Source organism: Rouxiella sp. S1S-2 (assembly GCF_009208105.1).
In the GTDB taxonomy this organism is placed as follows: domain Bacteria; phylum Pseudomonadota; class Gammaproteobacteria; order Enterobacterales; family Enterobacteriaceae; genus Rouxiella.
This window is the reverse complement of the sequence record NZ_WFKL01000001.1, coordinates 1,466,172-1,482,108: the sequence shown is the minus strand read 5'-3', so window position 1 is coordinate 1,482,108 and position 15,937 is coordinate 1,466,172. Positions and strand designations below refer to the sequence as shown.

Below are 15,937 nucleotides of genomic sequence, written 5' to 3'. Positions count from 1 at the left end.
ATTGAGATCCAGTCCACGGTTCAAGCAGCTCATCGATAATATGTATAACAACTTGGAGTAAGCTATAAACCATTACTCTTTGGCAGGATACGTGCGATGTCGGTTATTGATGCTGTAGTTGTGGCTGCTGTAGACACCCCGCTGCAAAAACTCTATTACGCTGCAGACAATACGCTGCCTCTGTCCCAGCTTGATGAAGAGAAAATTTGCCAGATAGCCCGCGATCTCGACAGCGTCAGCAGTGAGAAAGAGCACTACGTTACCGGTTGGATGGGGCTTAATTCTGTCGTGCTGGTGCGTAGCTATCAAAACAAACGCGGCAGTGCCGACGGACTGGTTATGTCCCGCGGTAATCACTATCGCCTCAGCATACAGTCGGTGGTGTTTCGCATTCCTAAACCTCTGCTATGGGTCACCTTCCGCCGCCGCCCGAGGACGATGAAAATCATTACTTACAACCGCCTCGACACTCCGCAAAACGGCCTGCAGCAGTTTCAAAATATACTTGAACCTGAGCTTAAAGAACGACTTGAGGCAGACTGGCGTGACCTTAATGACTATCTCGGCATGGCCTGCTGGCAGCGGGAAAATGACAATCCACTGTGGCAAGGATTACAAAGAGATATTTCAGCCGACCGGCTGTTGACGCTGTGTAAGAACTCCGTTTTTAGCAGCCGAAAAATGCAAAAAGAGGGAGAGTTCGCGGGACTGTGGCAGAAGGATATTTTTATCGCCCACCGCAGCGACGGCGCAGCAGTTATTATGCTGTCGTGGAAAGACCCGCAAACCGGCGACGTTGCCAGTTATCTGTTTGAGATATTAGCCAAAAATACCGGCCCGACTCGACTGCGTTTGTCGCTCAGGCCGCGCAAACAGGAAAAGTTTTATCCGTTAAATCCCTTCGACGCCCAGCATTTGTTCGATGCCGGGCAACTGTTTGACCGCGCAGAAAACTTGTTAGAAAGCAGTGCGGATAATCCTCACCACCAGCGGTGAAAATGATGTACCGGGCCAATGCCTTCACCCACTTCCAGGGAGTCGGCTTGCTGAAGCGCCTTTTGCAAATAGTCTTTGGCAGCGGCAACGGTTTCGGGCCAGTTGGCTTTTCTTGGCCGAATCGCCGCCAACGCCGCACTGAGGGTACAGCCAGTTCCGTGCGTATGCCGAGTGGCGATGCGCGGGGCAGTAAAGCGCTCGCGATAGTAAGCGGTCATTAACCAGTCCGGACTCTCGCTGTCGCTCAAGTGCCCCCCCTTCATTAGTACCGCCTCACAGCCCAGCGCCAACAGCGCTTCCCCCTGACGACACATCTCACGTTCGTCGGTGGCAACTGCGCAGCCCAGCAGCGCCGCCGCCTCCGGCAAGTTAGGGGTAATCAGTGAGACCTGCGGTAGCAGACTGCGGCGCAGCGCCTCCACCGCGTCCGGCATCAGCAGAGGATCGCCGCTTTTCGCCAGCATCACTGTGTCCAGCACCACATAGGCTGGGGCTTTTTCCAGCCTGCGGTAATAGCGTAAACGCTCGGCCACTGCTTCCACCACTTGGGTGTTTGCCAACATGCCTATTTTGGCACTGTCGATGCGCACGTCAGAAAGCACTGAATCGAGCTGTGCGCCGACAAAATCAGGATCAATATTGTAGACCGACTGCACGCCGCGCGTATTCTGCGCCACCAATGCGGTGATAACGCTGGTGCCATATGCCTCAAGCGCTGAAAAAGTTTTCAAATCTGCCTGAATACCTGCCCCACCGCTGGGGTCAGTGCCAGCAATGGTTAACGCGTTAATTCGCTTTACCACTGCGCACCTCCGTTAAGTTTTTCAGCATCCAACAGGTAGAGATGGTCGATAAACGCAGGGGTAAAAGTGCCCGGCCCCTTGGCCTCACGGCTGGCTAATTCACCGGCGCAGGACATCACCCGGCACGCCGCCGCGACGTTCGATAACCTGTCTCCAGGCAAAGAAACGAAGGCAGCAACCACCGCTGAGAGCGCACAGCCGGTTCCCACTACGCGGGTCATGAGTACATTTCCGCCAGGGATTGCCCACTCTTTTTCACCGTCGCTGACGTAGTCGATTTCACCGGTGACAGCGACCACCGCGCCGGTTTGACGCGCCAAGGCTCGGGCAGCGGGCAGCGCGGCAAGTGACGTGTCGGCGCTGTCAACGCCGCGACCCGACGCAGCCAAACCGCTAAGTGCCATGATTTCAGAGGCGTTTCCGCGAATGGCGGCGGGCGTAAACCTGATTATTTCCTGACAAAAACCTGAGCGCCAACTGATTGCGCCTACCGCTACCGGGTCAAGCACCCAGGGTTTCTGCGCTTTATTGGCTGCGTGAATAGCAGCAAGCATTGATTCGGCGCGAGACTCAGTAAGTGTGCCAACGTTAACCAGTAACGCACTGGCAATAGTGCTGAACTCGGCGGCTTCACGCGGGTCAATCACCATGGCAGGTGAAGCACCCAGCGCCAGTAAAACGTTGGCTGTGATCGACTGAACCACGTCATTGGTCATGCAGTGAACCAGCGGTGAGGTTTGACGAAGCTGTTGCAAGGCATCCGCAGCCGTCAGGCCGGGAAAAACGGAAGGTCGAGTGGTCATAAAGCTCCCAACCGGCGATCAAGAAGGGGTACCGGTTGAGATACCACGACTTCCCTACGCTGGCATTATCCAGATCAGGTTTTACGGGTATTTCTCAGCCAGCCCTCTATGAGGAACGGCACCCCGAGTCATAACTCTTAAGCCTCGTAGCATACGGGATGTACTTGCCCCACTACAAGTCAGTCATTGAAGATGATTTATTTAAAAATGCTACCAGTCAGAATAATTACCGATTTGTGGAGAATAGTAGTGAACACCTAACGATCCAGCTTTTAGCTGCTCGCTGACCACTCTTGGACGTGCGGCGTCTGGGTCAGCACTAGCATTAACCGGGCGCTTGTAAGGCGAGTTTTGTAATAAACTAGGCCATACCGTTTCTGTACGATTTACAGAATTAATCATATCGCGAAAAACCTGTTGGCAAAATTCTTGCTTTGGGGGTTCATAACGCTCTCGATGAATTAATCTACCATTATATCTAATGCGTGCATTATCATCATCACAGACATTCATCATTCCCCCAGTATAGGGTCTCCAGATCCCTATTGATTCACACAAAGCCGCTCGGACCGCTAACCCTCCTTGGTTATTCTCAGCATTCACTATCAAATTTTCACTTTCCACCCGACGACGATTAAGCAACGGATTTCCAGAATTGAAACTTGATTTGAGTTCATTAATCACGTTTTTATAGGGGTCGGGCTTGTGAGGACTTAAATTACTTTTTATTTTAGCCGAAGAGGAAAAAACTCCACGGATAGAGGACCATATTGATGTGGTTGTGTTTTTTATTGCATTGATAATATTACCGTATGCTTTTAACAGTGAAACTCCATCGCTCACCGGTGTCAGAATCATGACAATTACCTCCGTTGTTGTTTAACATATTCATTATTTCCGCGCTTATTAATGAGCATCACTTACCCTACCTTTTCTTATGCCGCTCCTAACCCTATTAACATATCACGACTTGCATACGTCGTTCCGTGGATTACACGGCATTATTGACGTTAAATATTAAAAAAGCATTTAAAACTTAAGTAATATAATTAATTAAAAAACATTAAAGTTTATGTTTTTTCATTTTGTCAAAGAGAGTGCTTTTGGCAATATTCAATTTTTTAGCAGTTTGGGTCAAATTTCCGTTTGAATGCTTCATTTCAGAGACGATCAACCCGCGCTCATACTCCTCAACCCTCTGTTGCAATGATAAATTCTTATTATCATTCCCCCCCTTCATCGACTCACCAATCCCCAATACAAAACGTTCTGCCTCATTGCGTAATTCACGCACATTTCCGAGCCAAGGTAGGGTCATCAACTGATGGAGCTTGAGATCTTTAATTTCAGGCAGCGGCCTTTTTAAATCTTCAGCGGCCTTGTTGACGAATACGGCAAATAACAGAGGAATATCTTCTATCCGCTCCCTAAGCGGTGGTACGTTGATATTGATGACGTTAAGGCGATAATTAAGATCTCCGCGAAACTTACCCTGCTCGGCCAAGAGAAAAAGATCTTCTTTAGATGACGAAATGACTCTAACATTGAGAGAGATTTGTTCATTTGAACCCAATCGCTCGATCTTTTTCTCTTGTAAAAAACGAAGCAATTTAATTTGTGAAAACAATGGCATACTTTCAATTTTATCAAAGAACAAGGTCCCGTTGTGTGCAAACTCCAACTTACCAATTCTTTGCGTTGTCGCGCCGGGAAAAGCCCCTATTTCATGACCAAAAATTTCGCTATCAAATAAAGATTCGGGCAATGCTGCACAATTTATTGCTACGAAGGGGCCTTTGCGTCCGCTGTGCTCATGAATGCACTGGGCAAGGAGTTGTTTACCTGTTCCTGTTTCACCGCAGATTGTGACATTTGCAGGCGTGCCCGCTATAAATTTTATTTGCTCTTTTATCTCCAAAGTCGAGATGGAATTACCTATTATTTTATTATCAAGCGAATTAGCATCGACCAACTTTCGCCTTAATTCATAGACCTCTTGAATTAGCCGACGTTTATCAAGTGCTCGTCTGACGGTATTAATAATTTGCTGAGCGGAAAACGGTTTCTGTATAAAGTCATAGGCACCGCTTTGTATCGCCTTGACGGCAGTTTCTATATCGCCGTGGCCAGTAATAATGATCACAGGTAAATCCGGATAAGCAATATTAATCTGCCTCTGAAATTCAGTACCACTCACGCCAGGAAGGCGCATATCCGTGACAACTATGCCGTGATGCTCGAAATCTTTTAAATGTTTTTGTGCTTCTTCTACAGAATTAACACCTAAGGTATTAATTTTCTCTAACTTCAACGTTTGCAGTACCGCCAACTGCAAGTCTGCATCGTCTTCTATCAGTAAAACATCAATATTATTCATATTCTTGACTCAATTAATCTACGGTATGCAGAGGTAGGGTAATAGTGAAACAGGTGCCTTTTTCTAATTGCTCCACGCTTAACTTCCCATTGAATGAGTTAATGATATCAGCGGATATGGCCAGCCCCAGCCCTAAGCCACTGCTCTTTTTAGTGGTAAAAAAAGGCTCGAAAATATTACCTATGATGGCATGAGGAATTCCCGGACCGTTATCTTCAATCTTTATAACGGCATGACTCCGTTCGTCATACCAATGCGCGTGAATAAAACACTCACCGTCTGTGCCTTCCATTGCATCAAGACTATTGTTGATAATATTGACTAAAACTTGCTCAAGGCGAATATTATTGCATAAACACCTGACTTCACTCTCTGGAGGGACACGTACAAAGCTTATTTTACCCAGTTTGAAGCGGTGCGCCAACAACACCATTGCGTTGTCAAGGCTGGCGGAAATAGAGACTGGGCTCGTTGAGTCATCGCTATTACGCGAAAATGATCTCAACTGATTGCTCAATCTTCCAATAAACTGTACCAGCTTAATCACTCTGTTGAGGTTACTCTTCACTTCATCGATCTGCCCAAGTTCAAGAAAGCGCACTGAGTTTTCGGAAAGAACACTGAGGGCAGAGAGTGGCTGATTAATCTCGTGAGCAAGGCCGGCCGAGAGCTGACCAATCACCGCTAGCTTTTCACTGCGAATGAGTTCGTTTTGCATACTTCGCAGTTTTCGCTCTGAATGAATACGCTCTTTTACCTGCTGAGCAAGGCTTTCATTTTTAATTTCCAACTCATGACTTCTTTCTTTGACCAGCCTGTCCAGGTTGATATTGGCATCCTCAAGCATTTTCTGGCGCTCAAGTTTGAGACGGGTTATTTGCTGTTTTTGCCTGAAGATTAAAATAGCAATGAAGACCAGTGTGGTGATAAAGAAACCAAACGCTGCATACAAAGAGGCATTGAAAAGCAATGAGTTAATCGGTGATAGCTGTGCCAGTGTTAAATTTAACGGCGGGAGATAAGAGTCAACCTGGATATAATGCTTGCCCTGGTATAAGACATCATAAATTTGATCGCTCACTTTTCTTTTTACTATTACGTCTGCCGGAAGAATATTCTTATTATTATACCGATGCGTTTTTAGTAACTCCTCCTGCTGTGTGCCATTAAGGCTTATCAATGAATGATAGAGCAGCCCTGAATCTTTAGAATTCACAATAACCTTGTTGTCGTCATACAGGAACACTTTATCACCGTAGCCAGAGTGCGGCGTTAATAGCGTATCAACGTCAATTTTCACCGCCACCACACCCTGTTTCTTACCCTTTGCGTATATACCGTGAGCCTGATAGTAACCCGGTATAGAGTCTGTGGTCCCGACACCATAAAAATGCTCGGTATCGCCTTCTTTCACATTTTGGAAATAGGGCCTAAATTGAACATTATGGCCCACTAATGTATGGGGGGACGGAGCGTCGCTTGAGGAGACAATCATGCCATCTGAATCGACAATAAAAATATCCAAAGCCCCCACGCGATGCCTGATACTTACAAGCTGTGCATGAACCTTTTCTTTTAAGGCATCTGAATGTTCGTCTATTAAGAACTGCTTTATATTATCATCTAATGACAATGCAAAGGGGATAAACTCGTAACGGTTGATGTTAAGCGTTAATTCATTGCCGGCCTGAGTAAGAGAGGTTTTAATAATTGACGTTTGCGCTTCAAGTTTGCATCTGGCGATGTAATAACTTAAAAAAATGATGATTATCAACATCAAAAAATAGAGAACAAAAAATAACTTCATATTGCGCCGAGAGCGGGTTGAAGACTCTACTTTAGCTTCCATTTTCATCTATTCTCACTGTTCACAGAATCAGTCCTTCTTGATATTAAGAATAAAACACCAAGATAGGCTTCAACTTCGCGAATTATCTAAACAACGATAATCACTTTCATACCGGCATAATATGTTTTTATGACTCTTATTCATAGCCAGATGATACCGCGTTAACCGATAATTTCGTATGCTATTGCAACAATGGCTAAACGCAGTGCAAGAAAGCTTGAGTGATGAGACTGACTGCCCTCACACGATAAATGTCATCGTTTGAGACAAGAAAATCATTGCCATTCCGGATTTCCGGAAAAAACGCCACGATTCCGTGCGGATATCCGGACATTTTATTTGCGATAAAAAAATAAATCCGACTGTTGACGTTTTTTTTGGATAAAAATGACGTTTTTCTCGTCACTGTCACCACAAACAAAAATCATTCTATAAATCAGGGCATTGCGCGTAATCACTGTTTTATTTAATTAATGACCATCAAATAAAAACTTTTTATCCACATGATTTGTAATGAATTCTATTTTAGCCTCTATTAACAAAATCATTATTACAAACAATGAAATATTTCACTGAGTTACATTTTAAATTTTTATTTACACTCGTTACAACTGTTAAATTTTTTTCCAAATTAAACTTTAAATGTTGAATGATTGTTGATTTCATCCAAATTATTAGAAAAACAGGGTTAAAAACTAGACTTAATATTTCACCGGAGCAACAAAGAATGAGTAATGAAATTATTCGTGATGACTCCCCTGCAGAATATAACCTATCCCGAAGGAAAGTTCTGCTCGGTGGCGTTGTACTAATTGGAAGTAGTTATCTAGGACCTACGCTACCCGCTTGGGCTGATAGTCTACAAAATGCCTCTTACACCAACCAGTTTATGCAACTATCAACTCTCTTGGTTAATCATAAACTTGATAAAAATGTGGGTTTACGACTGGCTGCGGCAATGCAGACGAGTAAAAGGCTTACCCCCCAGCAAGTGACTGATCTTCTGGGCATTGCCAGCGCTAAAAATGCCAAAATTGTTGAAGACTTCTTTCCAGACATCCCGGATGGCCCTCTAAAAGTCGCGGCGCTGGAGATTATTTCGGCCTGGTATAAGGGCGTGCTGGTTGATGCCCCGGATGCGGAAGTGTTCACCTATGAACTCGCCTTGATGTATCAACCGACTATTGATGTCATGACTATTCCAAGCTATGCGATCTCAGGCCCTAACGGCTGGACATCTCATGCGCCCCCGCTTGCAGATATGCCTGAATTTTAAGGCATAAAAGGTTATTTCCCCACAATAACCATTAACGCATTACTTCACTGATAATTAAATACTCGCGTTTATTCACATACTGCGCGGGAATCACATTTAAGCTGGATTAACATAATGAATGCAGATGTAATTGTAATCGGCACGGGTGTTGTCGGTTGTCTGATAGCGGAAGAACTGTTAGATGCCGGTCATTCGGTACTGATGCTCGAGGCAGGACCGCGCGTAGAACGCTGGCAAATTGTCGAGAATTATCGAAATCTTCCTCCCACTTCCCGCCTGCACTTTAACGCGCCGTATCCTCCTAAACCGTGGGCGCCCCATTTGATGTCCGCGACCCCAGAACAGGCCGCCGAATATCTTCAGCTGGAAGGACCCAATGCGCGTGCCTATCAACAAGGTTATGTCCGTTATGCCGGCGGGGCGACCTGGCATTGGGCCGGTATTTGCTGGCGTCTGACACCCGATGACATGAAGTTAAAATCGCTCTATAACGTAGGCCGTGACTGGGCTTTTGATTACGCGACGTTAGAGCCTTATTACGTGAAAGCGGAATATGCTTTAGGCGTGTGTGGCCCTTCAGAACCCGAGCTGCAATGGCCACCGATTCGTTCAAAACCTTATCCAATGGGCCGTCTGCCTTTTGGTCCGGGCGAACAGCGATTTACCGACGCTGCTGCAACCGTGGGACTCGTTAACCTCCCGTCAGCACAGGCGCGTAACAGTGGTGTTGCCTACGGAGACCGACCGGCATGTTGCGGCAATAATAACTGCATTCCCGTTTGTCCAATCGGTGCAAAATACGATGCGGCGACCTCTTTGACTCGAATTGAGTCTAAAGGCGGCAGAATTTTGCCCAATGCCGTGGCTTATAAAATAGAAACTGGCGAAAAAAACAAAATTCAGGCTGTTCACTATTATGACAGTGAGAAGAATACCCATCGCGTCACCGGTTCCATTTATGTTGTTGCCTGTAATGGCATTGAAACACCTAAACTTTTACTGATGTCTACCGATACGCGCAACCCTAACGGCGTTGCCAACAGCTCTGACCAGGTCGGACGCAATATGATGGATCAGCCCAAATTAGTGGTTGAACTTGAATTGGCTGAACCGGCGTGGACCGGTGTGGGTCCCGTTCAGGGCAGCAGCATTATGGAAACTTCTCAGGGTGATTTCCGTTCAGAACACTGCGGCGCATTGTTCCGTTTCAATAACATGGCCCGAAGCCGTATTGGTGCCACGGCGGCCCTTGCCCAAGGTTTAGTGGGTAAAGCGTTAGATAAAGAAATTCGTCGCCAGGCTGCCTGCACGGCTGAAATAGCCATCGAGCATGAGTTAATGCCTGCGGCGCACAATAGGCTGACGCTATCGAGTAAAAAAGATTGGTTAGGTTTGCCGAAACCTAATATTTATTATGATGTCGGCGACTATGTCCGCAAAGGGTCCCAAGTATTTTCCATTCCGACGGCCAAACGCCTTGCTGGCGCATTAGGCGCAACTAAGGTTGATATATCGACACAATATACCAACAGTGACCACATCATGGGTGGCTGTATTATGGGTAATGACCCGGCGAATTCTGTCGTCGATATAGACTGTCGTGCGCACGACCACGAAAATCTTTTCCTTCCAGGAGGCGCAGCGATGACCACCGGCGGGTGTGGTAACAGCACATTGACGATGGCGGCGCTGGCACTAAAAGCCTCTGATGCTATTCACCTGCAGCTGGGGAAAGCCTAATGGTCAAATATGCCTATAATTTAGCGTTCACATTTTCATTATTGGTGAGTTCGTTATCTGCCATAAATGCCAACGCGGCTGACAGTGATACCTCTCGTGCCATCGAACAAGGGAAGTATCTAGCCATCGCTTCGGACTGTGCGGCATGCCATACCAATAAAGACGGAAAAGATTTTGCAGGCGGCCTGAAGATTATTTCTCCAGTCGGCACAATCATTGCCAGTAATATTACGCCGTCCACGCAGGCGGGTATAGGAAGCTATACTGAGCAGCAATTTGCTGATGCAGTGCGTAAAGGTATACGAAAAGACGGTGCTAATTTATATCCGGCAATGCCCTATACCGCCTATTCGGTTATGACCGACGGTGATATTCACAACTTGTATGAATATTTCATGCACGGTGTTGAGCCGGTCAATACCCCTGCGCCTGAAACCGCGTTGCCTTTCCCGATGAGTATCAGAACCATGATGATGGGCTGGAATTTGTTATTCCTCAATGACAAGCCTATCGCTTCGGACAATACGCAAAGCGCAGCGTGGAATCGCGGAAAATACCTCGTGATGGGTGCTGCACACTGCGGTACTTGCCATACGCCGCGCGGTCCATTGATGGAAGAAGAGAACAGTAAGTTCTTGAGTGGCGGCCAGGTGGGGGCATGGTATGCACCCAATATTACCTCCGACAAGGAGTCAGGGATTGGCAGTTGGAGCAAAGAGCAACTGGTCCAGTACCTTCGTACCGGAAACCTGCCTAATAAAGCACAGGCGGCGGGAAGCATGGGTGAAGCCGTAGAGCACAGTTTCCAATATCTTAGCGATGAAGATCTTAATGCGGTCGCGACGTATATAAAAACCGTGAAACCTATCAGTACAGAAGAGAATAAAGGTTCCCGCTTTAATCAGGGAGCACCCGGTACATCTTTAGATGATTTACGCGGTAAATCTTCGCAAGCTATCAAAGATGCCAACCTTGAAGGGCTGAGCTTATTTCAAGGCAACTGTGCATCGTGCCATGAACCTTTGGGTGAAGGGAGCAAAGACCAGTATTATCCAAGCTTATTCCATAATTCAGTAACAGGTTCATCGAACAGTAATAACGTAATAGCGACGATACTGAACGGTGTTAACAGGACAACCAAAGAGGGGCAAGTCTTCATGCCAGGCTTTGGTCATCATCCTAATGACATAAATAACCTTTCAGACCAGCAAATCGCGACACTGTCTAATTATGTCATAGCGACCTATGGGAAATCGGACAAAAAAGTTACCGCCCAAGATGTGGCGACCGTTCGTCAGGGAGGCCCCGCGTCTTATTTGGTCCTGGTTGCACGTATAGGGATTATCGTAGGCGCTGCGGTTGTGGTGATATTGGCCCTTTGGCTGTATGTTCGCCGAGCCAGAAAAACCAAGAACAACATAAAGTAGTTGAATGACGCTGAGGCCCTCTTTAACGAGGGCCTTTTTGAACACAGGTTAAAGTGTACTTTTTCTCCGCTGTGGCCACGTATTCGCGACATCAATACCCGAAGGTTTCTGAAATATTCCCAGATTGAAATAGCCTGCCGTCGCGTACATAAACTCGAATATTTCAGACTGCGTCTCTTCATACGCGGCCCAGAATACGTTTGAGGTAAAACAGTATATTTCGATTGGCAACCCTTCGGCCGTGGGGCTTAACTGGCGCACAATGACATACATATCATTACGGATGTCATCGCGCTGCTTGAGATAATTCATGACATAGCCGCGGAAAAGTCCCAGATTGGTAATGCCGTGATGGATCAGCTGTTGGTCAGAACGCTCGCTTAAACGCTGCTCGAGATACGCCTCAGTATTATCGATTTTTCCGGGCACGGCGGCCTTAAGTCCATCCAGCAGTTCGGTAGAAGCAAAAGAGATACTGGACTGATCGATGAAAAAGCTTCGCTTAATGCGGCGACCGCCGGATTCAAACATCGGCTGCCAGTTGGTGTAAGGTTCGGTAATAAAATTCTTGGTCGGTACCTGTGAAAGCGTGTTGTCCCAGTTTCGAACGGTAATGGTATGCAGGGCAATATCGGTCACTTCACCGCTTATCCCGCAAACCGGCATTTCTATCCAGTCACCAAGCTGAATAACGTGCGAAGACGAGACCTGAATATTGGCGACCAGTGAAATCAGCGTGTGTTGAAATACCAGCATCAGCACGGCAGCAACGGCTCCCAGGCTGGATATAATAATCACCGGCGATTTATTGGAAAGCGTCGCAATCACCAGGATCGTGGCGATAGAAGACACCACGATTTTACCAATCTGCACATAGCCTTTAATCGAACCGGATTTCGAGCCGTGGCGTTTGGTGTAAGCGCTAATAGTCGTGTCGAGCAGTTCATTGATAAGCATCGTAATATTGACGATAAACAACACGCCACATAGCGTGCGAATGGCCTCGATCAGCGCATCGGGTAAGCCATTAATCAACTGCGACATGAAATAAACCGTGACCACCGGGACCACGTTGGCGAGCCGGCGGGTGATTCGCATGTCTTTATCTTGGTGGTCGCTATTTTTATTAGTGTGAAGAATAAAGCGCCGAACAACGCCCAGCAGAAAGAATCGGCAGATGACCGACGAGATAAACCCGGCCACCAGCATGAGCAGAATTGCCAGTAGGGAGAAGGTAATCTGGTTCGAATAAACCCAGTTCCAAACGTTAATAACATCCTGCATTCTAAGATCCTGATATTTTTCCGTGATGCAGACGATCATGAAGGATTATGGCAAATTTTCTGCACTAAAAATGGGATCGGGACTTTCGCATGACTCAGCTTTATTAATATGTCGGGATTCCCCTGAAAATCAGGTTCAACCAATAGACTTGATGAATATAAAAATTGGCTCTGCCTACAGCATGAAAAATCGATGTCCGCGGTCGTAAGTGTGTCGATAATATTTCAGCATTAACGCTTTTTAACCGACGATAATGAATTATCAATGAGCATAATCTCACACCATTTAACTAAACGACCGTTTATAAATCATCACTTAATTAATAATTATCAATAAAATCAAAACAATAAGTTCGTCCAATTTCCTTTCATTTTTATTCACCTCTTCATGCTGTCGGTTTTAACGGTAAAAACAAGTTGATACAAATTTTTTCATTTAAAGAATTTTGTTACTTTTTTGTCTCGAGTGCCGTCTTCCACGCCAATAATGATAGTGATACTAATAATGATTATCGTTTGATGAATCATTTAATGATGTGGAGCCGTCGCAGTGTTAGCAACATTTGTTATCGCCTTGCGGGAAGGACTTGAAGCCGCACTTATTGTCAGCATTATTGCGGCATTTTTACGCAAAAATGGCAAAAGCCTGTCGGCTATGTGGGTAGGCGTCTTTCTGGCGGTAGTGCTCTCAATCATTGTTGGCGTGGCCCTTGAAATGACCGAGCGCGCCCTGCCGCAGGCCAGTCAGGAGTCAATGGAGGCGGTGATTGGCTTGGTAGCCGTTTTTTTTGTTACCGGCATGGTGATGTGGATGAATACCCACGCCAAAGACATCAAAAAAGAACTTGAAACCGGCGCGGCCCAGGCAATAAGTCAGTCGAGCGCCTTTGCATTGGCCAGCATGGCCTTTCTTGCAGTGCTCAAAGAGGGTTTCGAAACCAGCGTGTTTTTACTGGCAACTTTCTCCGTGGCTCAATCAGCCGTTTGGGCGGCGGTCGGCGCGGTAGTTGGACTGCTGATGGCGGTGATTATCGGCTGGGGATTTTACGTTGGCGGCATCCGCATTAATCTCGCACGCTTCTTCCGCTACACCGGCATGTTCCTGATCCTGGTTGCCGCAGGCCTCATTATCTCCTCCCTGCGCAGCGCCCATGAGGCGGGCTGGCTCAATATAGGTCAAGACCGCGTCGCCAATCTTATGTGGCTAGTGCCTCCAGGCACGGTGCAGTCTGCATTGATTTCCGGCGTGCTTGGCGTTCCCACCGACCCGCGTCAAATCGAAATGGCGGGCTGGCTACTGTATATTATTCTTGTCGCCGTGCTTATTTACTGGCCTGCCAGACTGCGTCCCTCTCCTAAAGTCGCTGCTCGCGCGTTATTCACCTCTGCCGCTATCTTGGCGCTGGCTGCCGTTGCACTGTTCTCATTTTATCCGCAGGCGCAGCTGAACATTCCTGAATTCGCCCCGCTTGTTGGCAATGCTGAGCAGCCCGTCATTGGCCGTGCCAGCCTGCTCAGCGGCGATAACACAGTGCCCGAACTGCGGGTTGAATTTTCCGCTGGAAAATCACTGAAAATCGCCTTGCATAATAGCGATAGCCACGGCAACCCCGAGCAGGGAATTCGCGTGCAGCATTGGATGGCGCATTTTAACACTGTGCCAGAGGGCGCTTCACCGGTTCTCACGCTGGACCAAGTGATGGCGCTCAATGGAAATCGCATTCCTATCGGGTTAAGTCCGAGCCAGCATCCCGGGCCTTATGAGGCTAAATGGTCGATAAACTGCTCGGTGTCCACCACCGCCGCTCAGGGCACCCTGCTCTCTTCAACCGCTCAGGCCGAGACTTTCGTCACCCTCACCGGCAGTGGCCTGCAGTCGCCGCGCACCATTAGCGTGCGCAGCAGTGCGCCAGACGCGTTGTGTCACTGGCAGGTGGCAGACGCTTATCAAAACAATGCGTTGAGCCAGCTAAAAGCCCAGCAGCAATCGTTTGAAACCTATCGTTTTTGGGCGCATCACTTGCCCGTCTTTTTGGCGCTGTTAGCCATTATTTTACTGTTCGTAGCAAAGCAAAAAATAACCCGGCAAAAAAGCATGTCGCATAAATCCTATTCACCAACAACTCTGCAAGATAATAAATAAGGGACAGCACAATGTTTAAAAAGACATTTAAGAGAAAAGAAGCGTTGACGACAGCCGGATGCCTGACCGCACTGCTGATGTTCTCTGTGGATGCTTATTCTCAAGACGCCGCGCAAGCACCGGTCAAAAACGGCGTGTCGCAGGTTAACGTCACCATGACCAGTGCCGACGGTGGCACCTGTATTCTCGATCACAACACCGCCAAGGCAGGTCCTATCACCTTCAACGTGGTGAATAAAACGGCCACTTCGCTGACCGAGCTGGAACTGCTGAGCGACAACCGTATTCTGGGCGAAAAAGAGAACCTGGCACCGGGTCTGCCTGCCGCTAAATTTACCCTGACGCTGGACGGCGGCACCTATCAGCTGTATTGCCCGGGTGCCAAACAGGAGTTGATCACCTTCACCGTAACCGGTAAAAGCGCCGCACAGCCTACCGGCAGCACCGCAACCGTATTGACCGATGGCGCAAAAGGTTATGCAACCTACGTGAATGGCGTGGTTGATGCCATGGTGGTCGCCGTTAACCGCCTGAATACCGACATTGAGGCAGGTAACCTGGAAAAGGCCAAGGCTGATTATTCTAAAGCCCGTCCTTTCTATGAGCGCATTGAATCCGACGTGAACGGCTTTGTGCTACCGGGCTTCAAGGCTACCGATAATGCGGGCAACCTCGACTATCTGATCGACATGCGTGCCTCTAACCTTGACCCTAAAGTGGGCTGGCACGGCTTCCACGCCATCGAGCGTGACCTGTACGGCAACGGCAAAATAACCCCAGACACTAAGAAACTTTCAGCTGAACTGCAGCAGAACGTCAAACAGCTCGACACGCTGGTTAAAGGCCTAACCTACAAGCCGGTAGACCTGGCAAACGGCGCGGCAGATCTGCTTGAAGAAGTGCAGAGCACCAAAATCAGCGGTGAAGAAGAAGCCTTCAGCCATATCGACCTGGTCGATTTCGCCGGCAACATTGAGGGCGCAGAGCAGTCGTTCGCTTATCTGAAACCGGGCCTTGAGAAAATCGATCCCGATTTGACCCAGCGCGTATCCGCCCAGTTTGCCGCAGTACATACCCTGCTTGATACCTATCGCGACCCGAAAGTTGCCGGTGGTTTCAAATACTACACCGCAGACATTAAAGCGGCCGAGGGTGCAAAACTGAGCCGTACCGTTCAGGCACTTCAGGAACCGCTGTCTAAAATCGCTGAAAAAGTGGCCACCAGCGGAGGCGCATGATT

General features: G+C 47.6%; 12 protein-coding genes and 1 riboswitch. Of the genes, 6 read left to right on the top strand and 6 right to left on the bottom strand.

Annotated elements, in window-relative coordinates; translation table 11 throughout:
• Nucleotides 1–96: 96 nt before the first annotated feature.
• Nucleotides 97–996, top strand: a complete 900-nt coding sequence (locus GA565_RS06825) for a hypothetical protein (protein WP_152197861.1) — start codon at nucleotides 97–99, stop codon at nucleotides 994–996.
• On the opposite strand, the gene thiD is transcribed toward GA565_RS06825, so the two are convergent.
• The 5 genes from thiD to GA565_RS06800 all read right to left on the bottom strand — a co-directional run bounded on the left by thiD (nucleotide 981) and on the right by GA565_RS06800 (nucleotide 6,834).
• On the bottom strand, nucleotides 981–1,799 hold the full coding sequence (gene thiD / locus GA565_RS06820; protein WP_055781696.1) for a bifunctional hydroxymethylpyrimidine kinase/phosphomethylpyrimidine kinase: 819 nt from the start codon (nucleotides 1,797–1,799) through the stop codon (nucleotides 981–983). The two genes, GA565_RS06825 and thiD, sit on opposite strands and share 16 nt — an antisense overlap.
• Nucleotides 1,793–2,602, bottom strand: a complete 810-nt coding sequence (gene thiM, locus GA565_RS06815) for a hydroxyethylthiazole kinase (RefSeq protein WP_152197860.1) — start codon at nucleotides 2,600–2,602, stop codon at nucleotides 1,793–1,795. The genes thiD and thiM overlap by 7 nt, the downstream gene beginning before the upstream one ends.
• Before the next feature lie 34 nt (nucleotides 2,603–2,636).
• A riboswitch (TPP riboswitch) is annotated at nucleotides 2,637–2,738 on the bottom strand.
• Between the two features lie 74 nt (nucleotides 2,739–2,812).
• Nucleotides 2,813–3,460 carry a hypothetical protein gene (locus tag GA565_RS06810; protein ID WP_152197859.1) on the bottom strand — a complete coding sequence of 216 codons (648 nt, stop codon included), beginning with the start codon at nucleotides 3,458–3,460 and terminating at the stop codon, nucleotides 2,813–2,815.
• A gap of 205 nt (nucleotides 3,461–3,665) precedes the next feature.
• Nucleotides 3,666–4,979, bottom strand: coding sequence for a sigma-54 dependent transcriptional regulator (locus GA565_RS06805; RefSeq protein WP_152197858.1), 1,314 nt, complete (start codon nucleotides 4,977–4,979; stop codon nucleotides 3,666–3,668).
• A 13-nt stretch (nucleotides 4,980–4,992) separates the two neighbouring features.
• On the bottom strand, nucleotides 4,993–6,834 hold the full coding sequence (locus GA565_RS06800; RefSeq protein WP_152197857.1) for an ATP-binding protein: 1,842 nt from the start codon (nucleotides 6,832–6,834) through the stop codon (nucleotides 4,993–4,995).
• Between the two features lie 721 nt (nucleotides 6,835–7,555).
• On the opposite strand from GA565_RS06800, the gene GA565_RS06795 reads away from it, so the two are divergent.
• From GA565_RS06795 to GA565_RS06785, 3 genes are all read left to right on the top strand, one after another.
• Nucleotides 7,556–8,104 carry a sugar dehydrogenase complex small subunit gene (locus tag GA565_RS06795; protein ID WP_152197856.1) on the top strand — a complete coding sequence of 183 codons (549 nt, stop codon included), beginning with the start codon at nucleotides 7,556–7,558 and terminating at the stop codon, nucleotides 8,102–8,104.
• A gap of 114 nt (nucleotides 8,105–8,218) precedes the next feature.
• On the top strand, nucleotides 8,219–9,844 hold the full coding sequence (locus GA565_RS06790; RefSeq protein WP_152197855.1) for a GMC family oxidoreductase: 1,626 nt from the start codon (nucleotides 8,219–8,221) through the stop codon (nucleotides 9,842–9,844).
• Nucleotides 9,844–11,271 (top strand): cytochrome c, encoded by a 1,428-nt coding sequence (locus tag GA565_RS06785; RefSeq protein WP_152197854.1) that lies wholly within the window; start codon nucleotides 9,844–9,846, stop codon nucleotides 11,269–11,271. Before GA565_RS06790 ends, GA565_RS06785 begins: the two co-directional genes overlap by 1 nt.
• A gap of 48 nt (nucleotides 11,272–11,319) precedes the next feature.
• Here GA565_RS06785 and GA565_RS06780 read toward each other — a convergent pair whose 3' ends face one another.
• The gene (locus GA565_RS06780) at nucleotides 11,320–12,555 is read right to left on the bottom strand and encodes a mechanosensitive ion channel family protein (protein ID WP_152197853.1); all 1,236 of its coding nucleotides are present in this window, start codon (nucleotides 12,553–12,555) and stop codon (nucleotides 11,320–11,322) included.
• Nucleotides 12,556–13,104: 549 nt separating this feature from the next.
• Here GA565_RS06780 and efeU point away from each other — a divergent pair.
• Both efeU and efeO read left to right on the top strand, forming a co-directional pair.
• Nucleotides 13,105–14,697 (top strand): iron uptake transporter permease EfeU, encoded by a 1,593-nt coding sequence (efeU, locus tag GA565_RS06775; protein WP_152197852.1) that lies wholly within the window; start codon nucleotides 13,105–13,107, stop codon nucleotides 14,695–14,697.
• An 11-nt stretch (nucleotides 14,698–14,708) separates the two neighbouring features.
• On the top strand, nucleotides 14,709–15,935 hold the full coding sequence (gene efeO, locus GA565_RS06770) for an iron uptake system protein EfeO (RefSeq protein ID WP_152197851.1): 1,227 nt from the start codon (nucleotides 14,709–14,711) through the stop codon (nucleotides 15,933–15,935).
• Nucleotides 15,936–15,937: the final 2 nt, after the last annotated feature.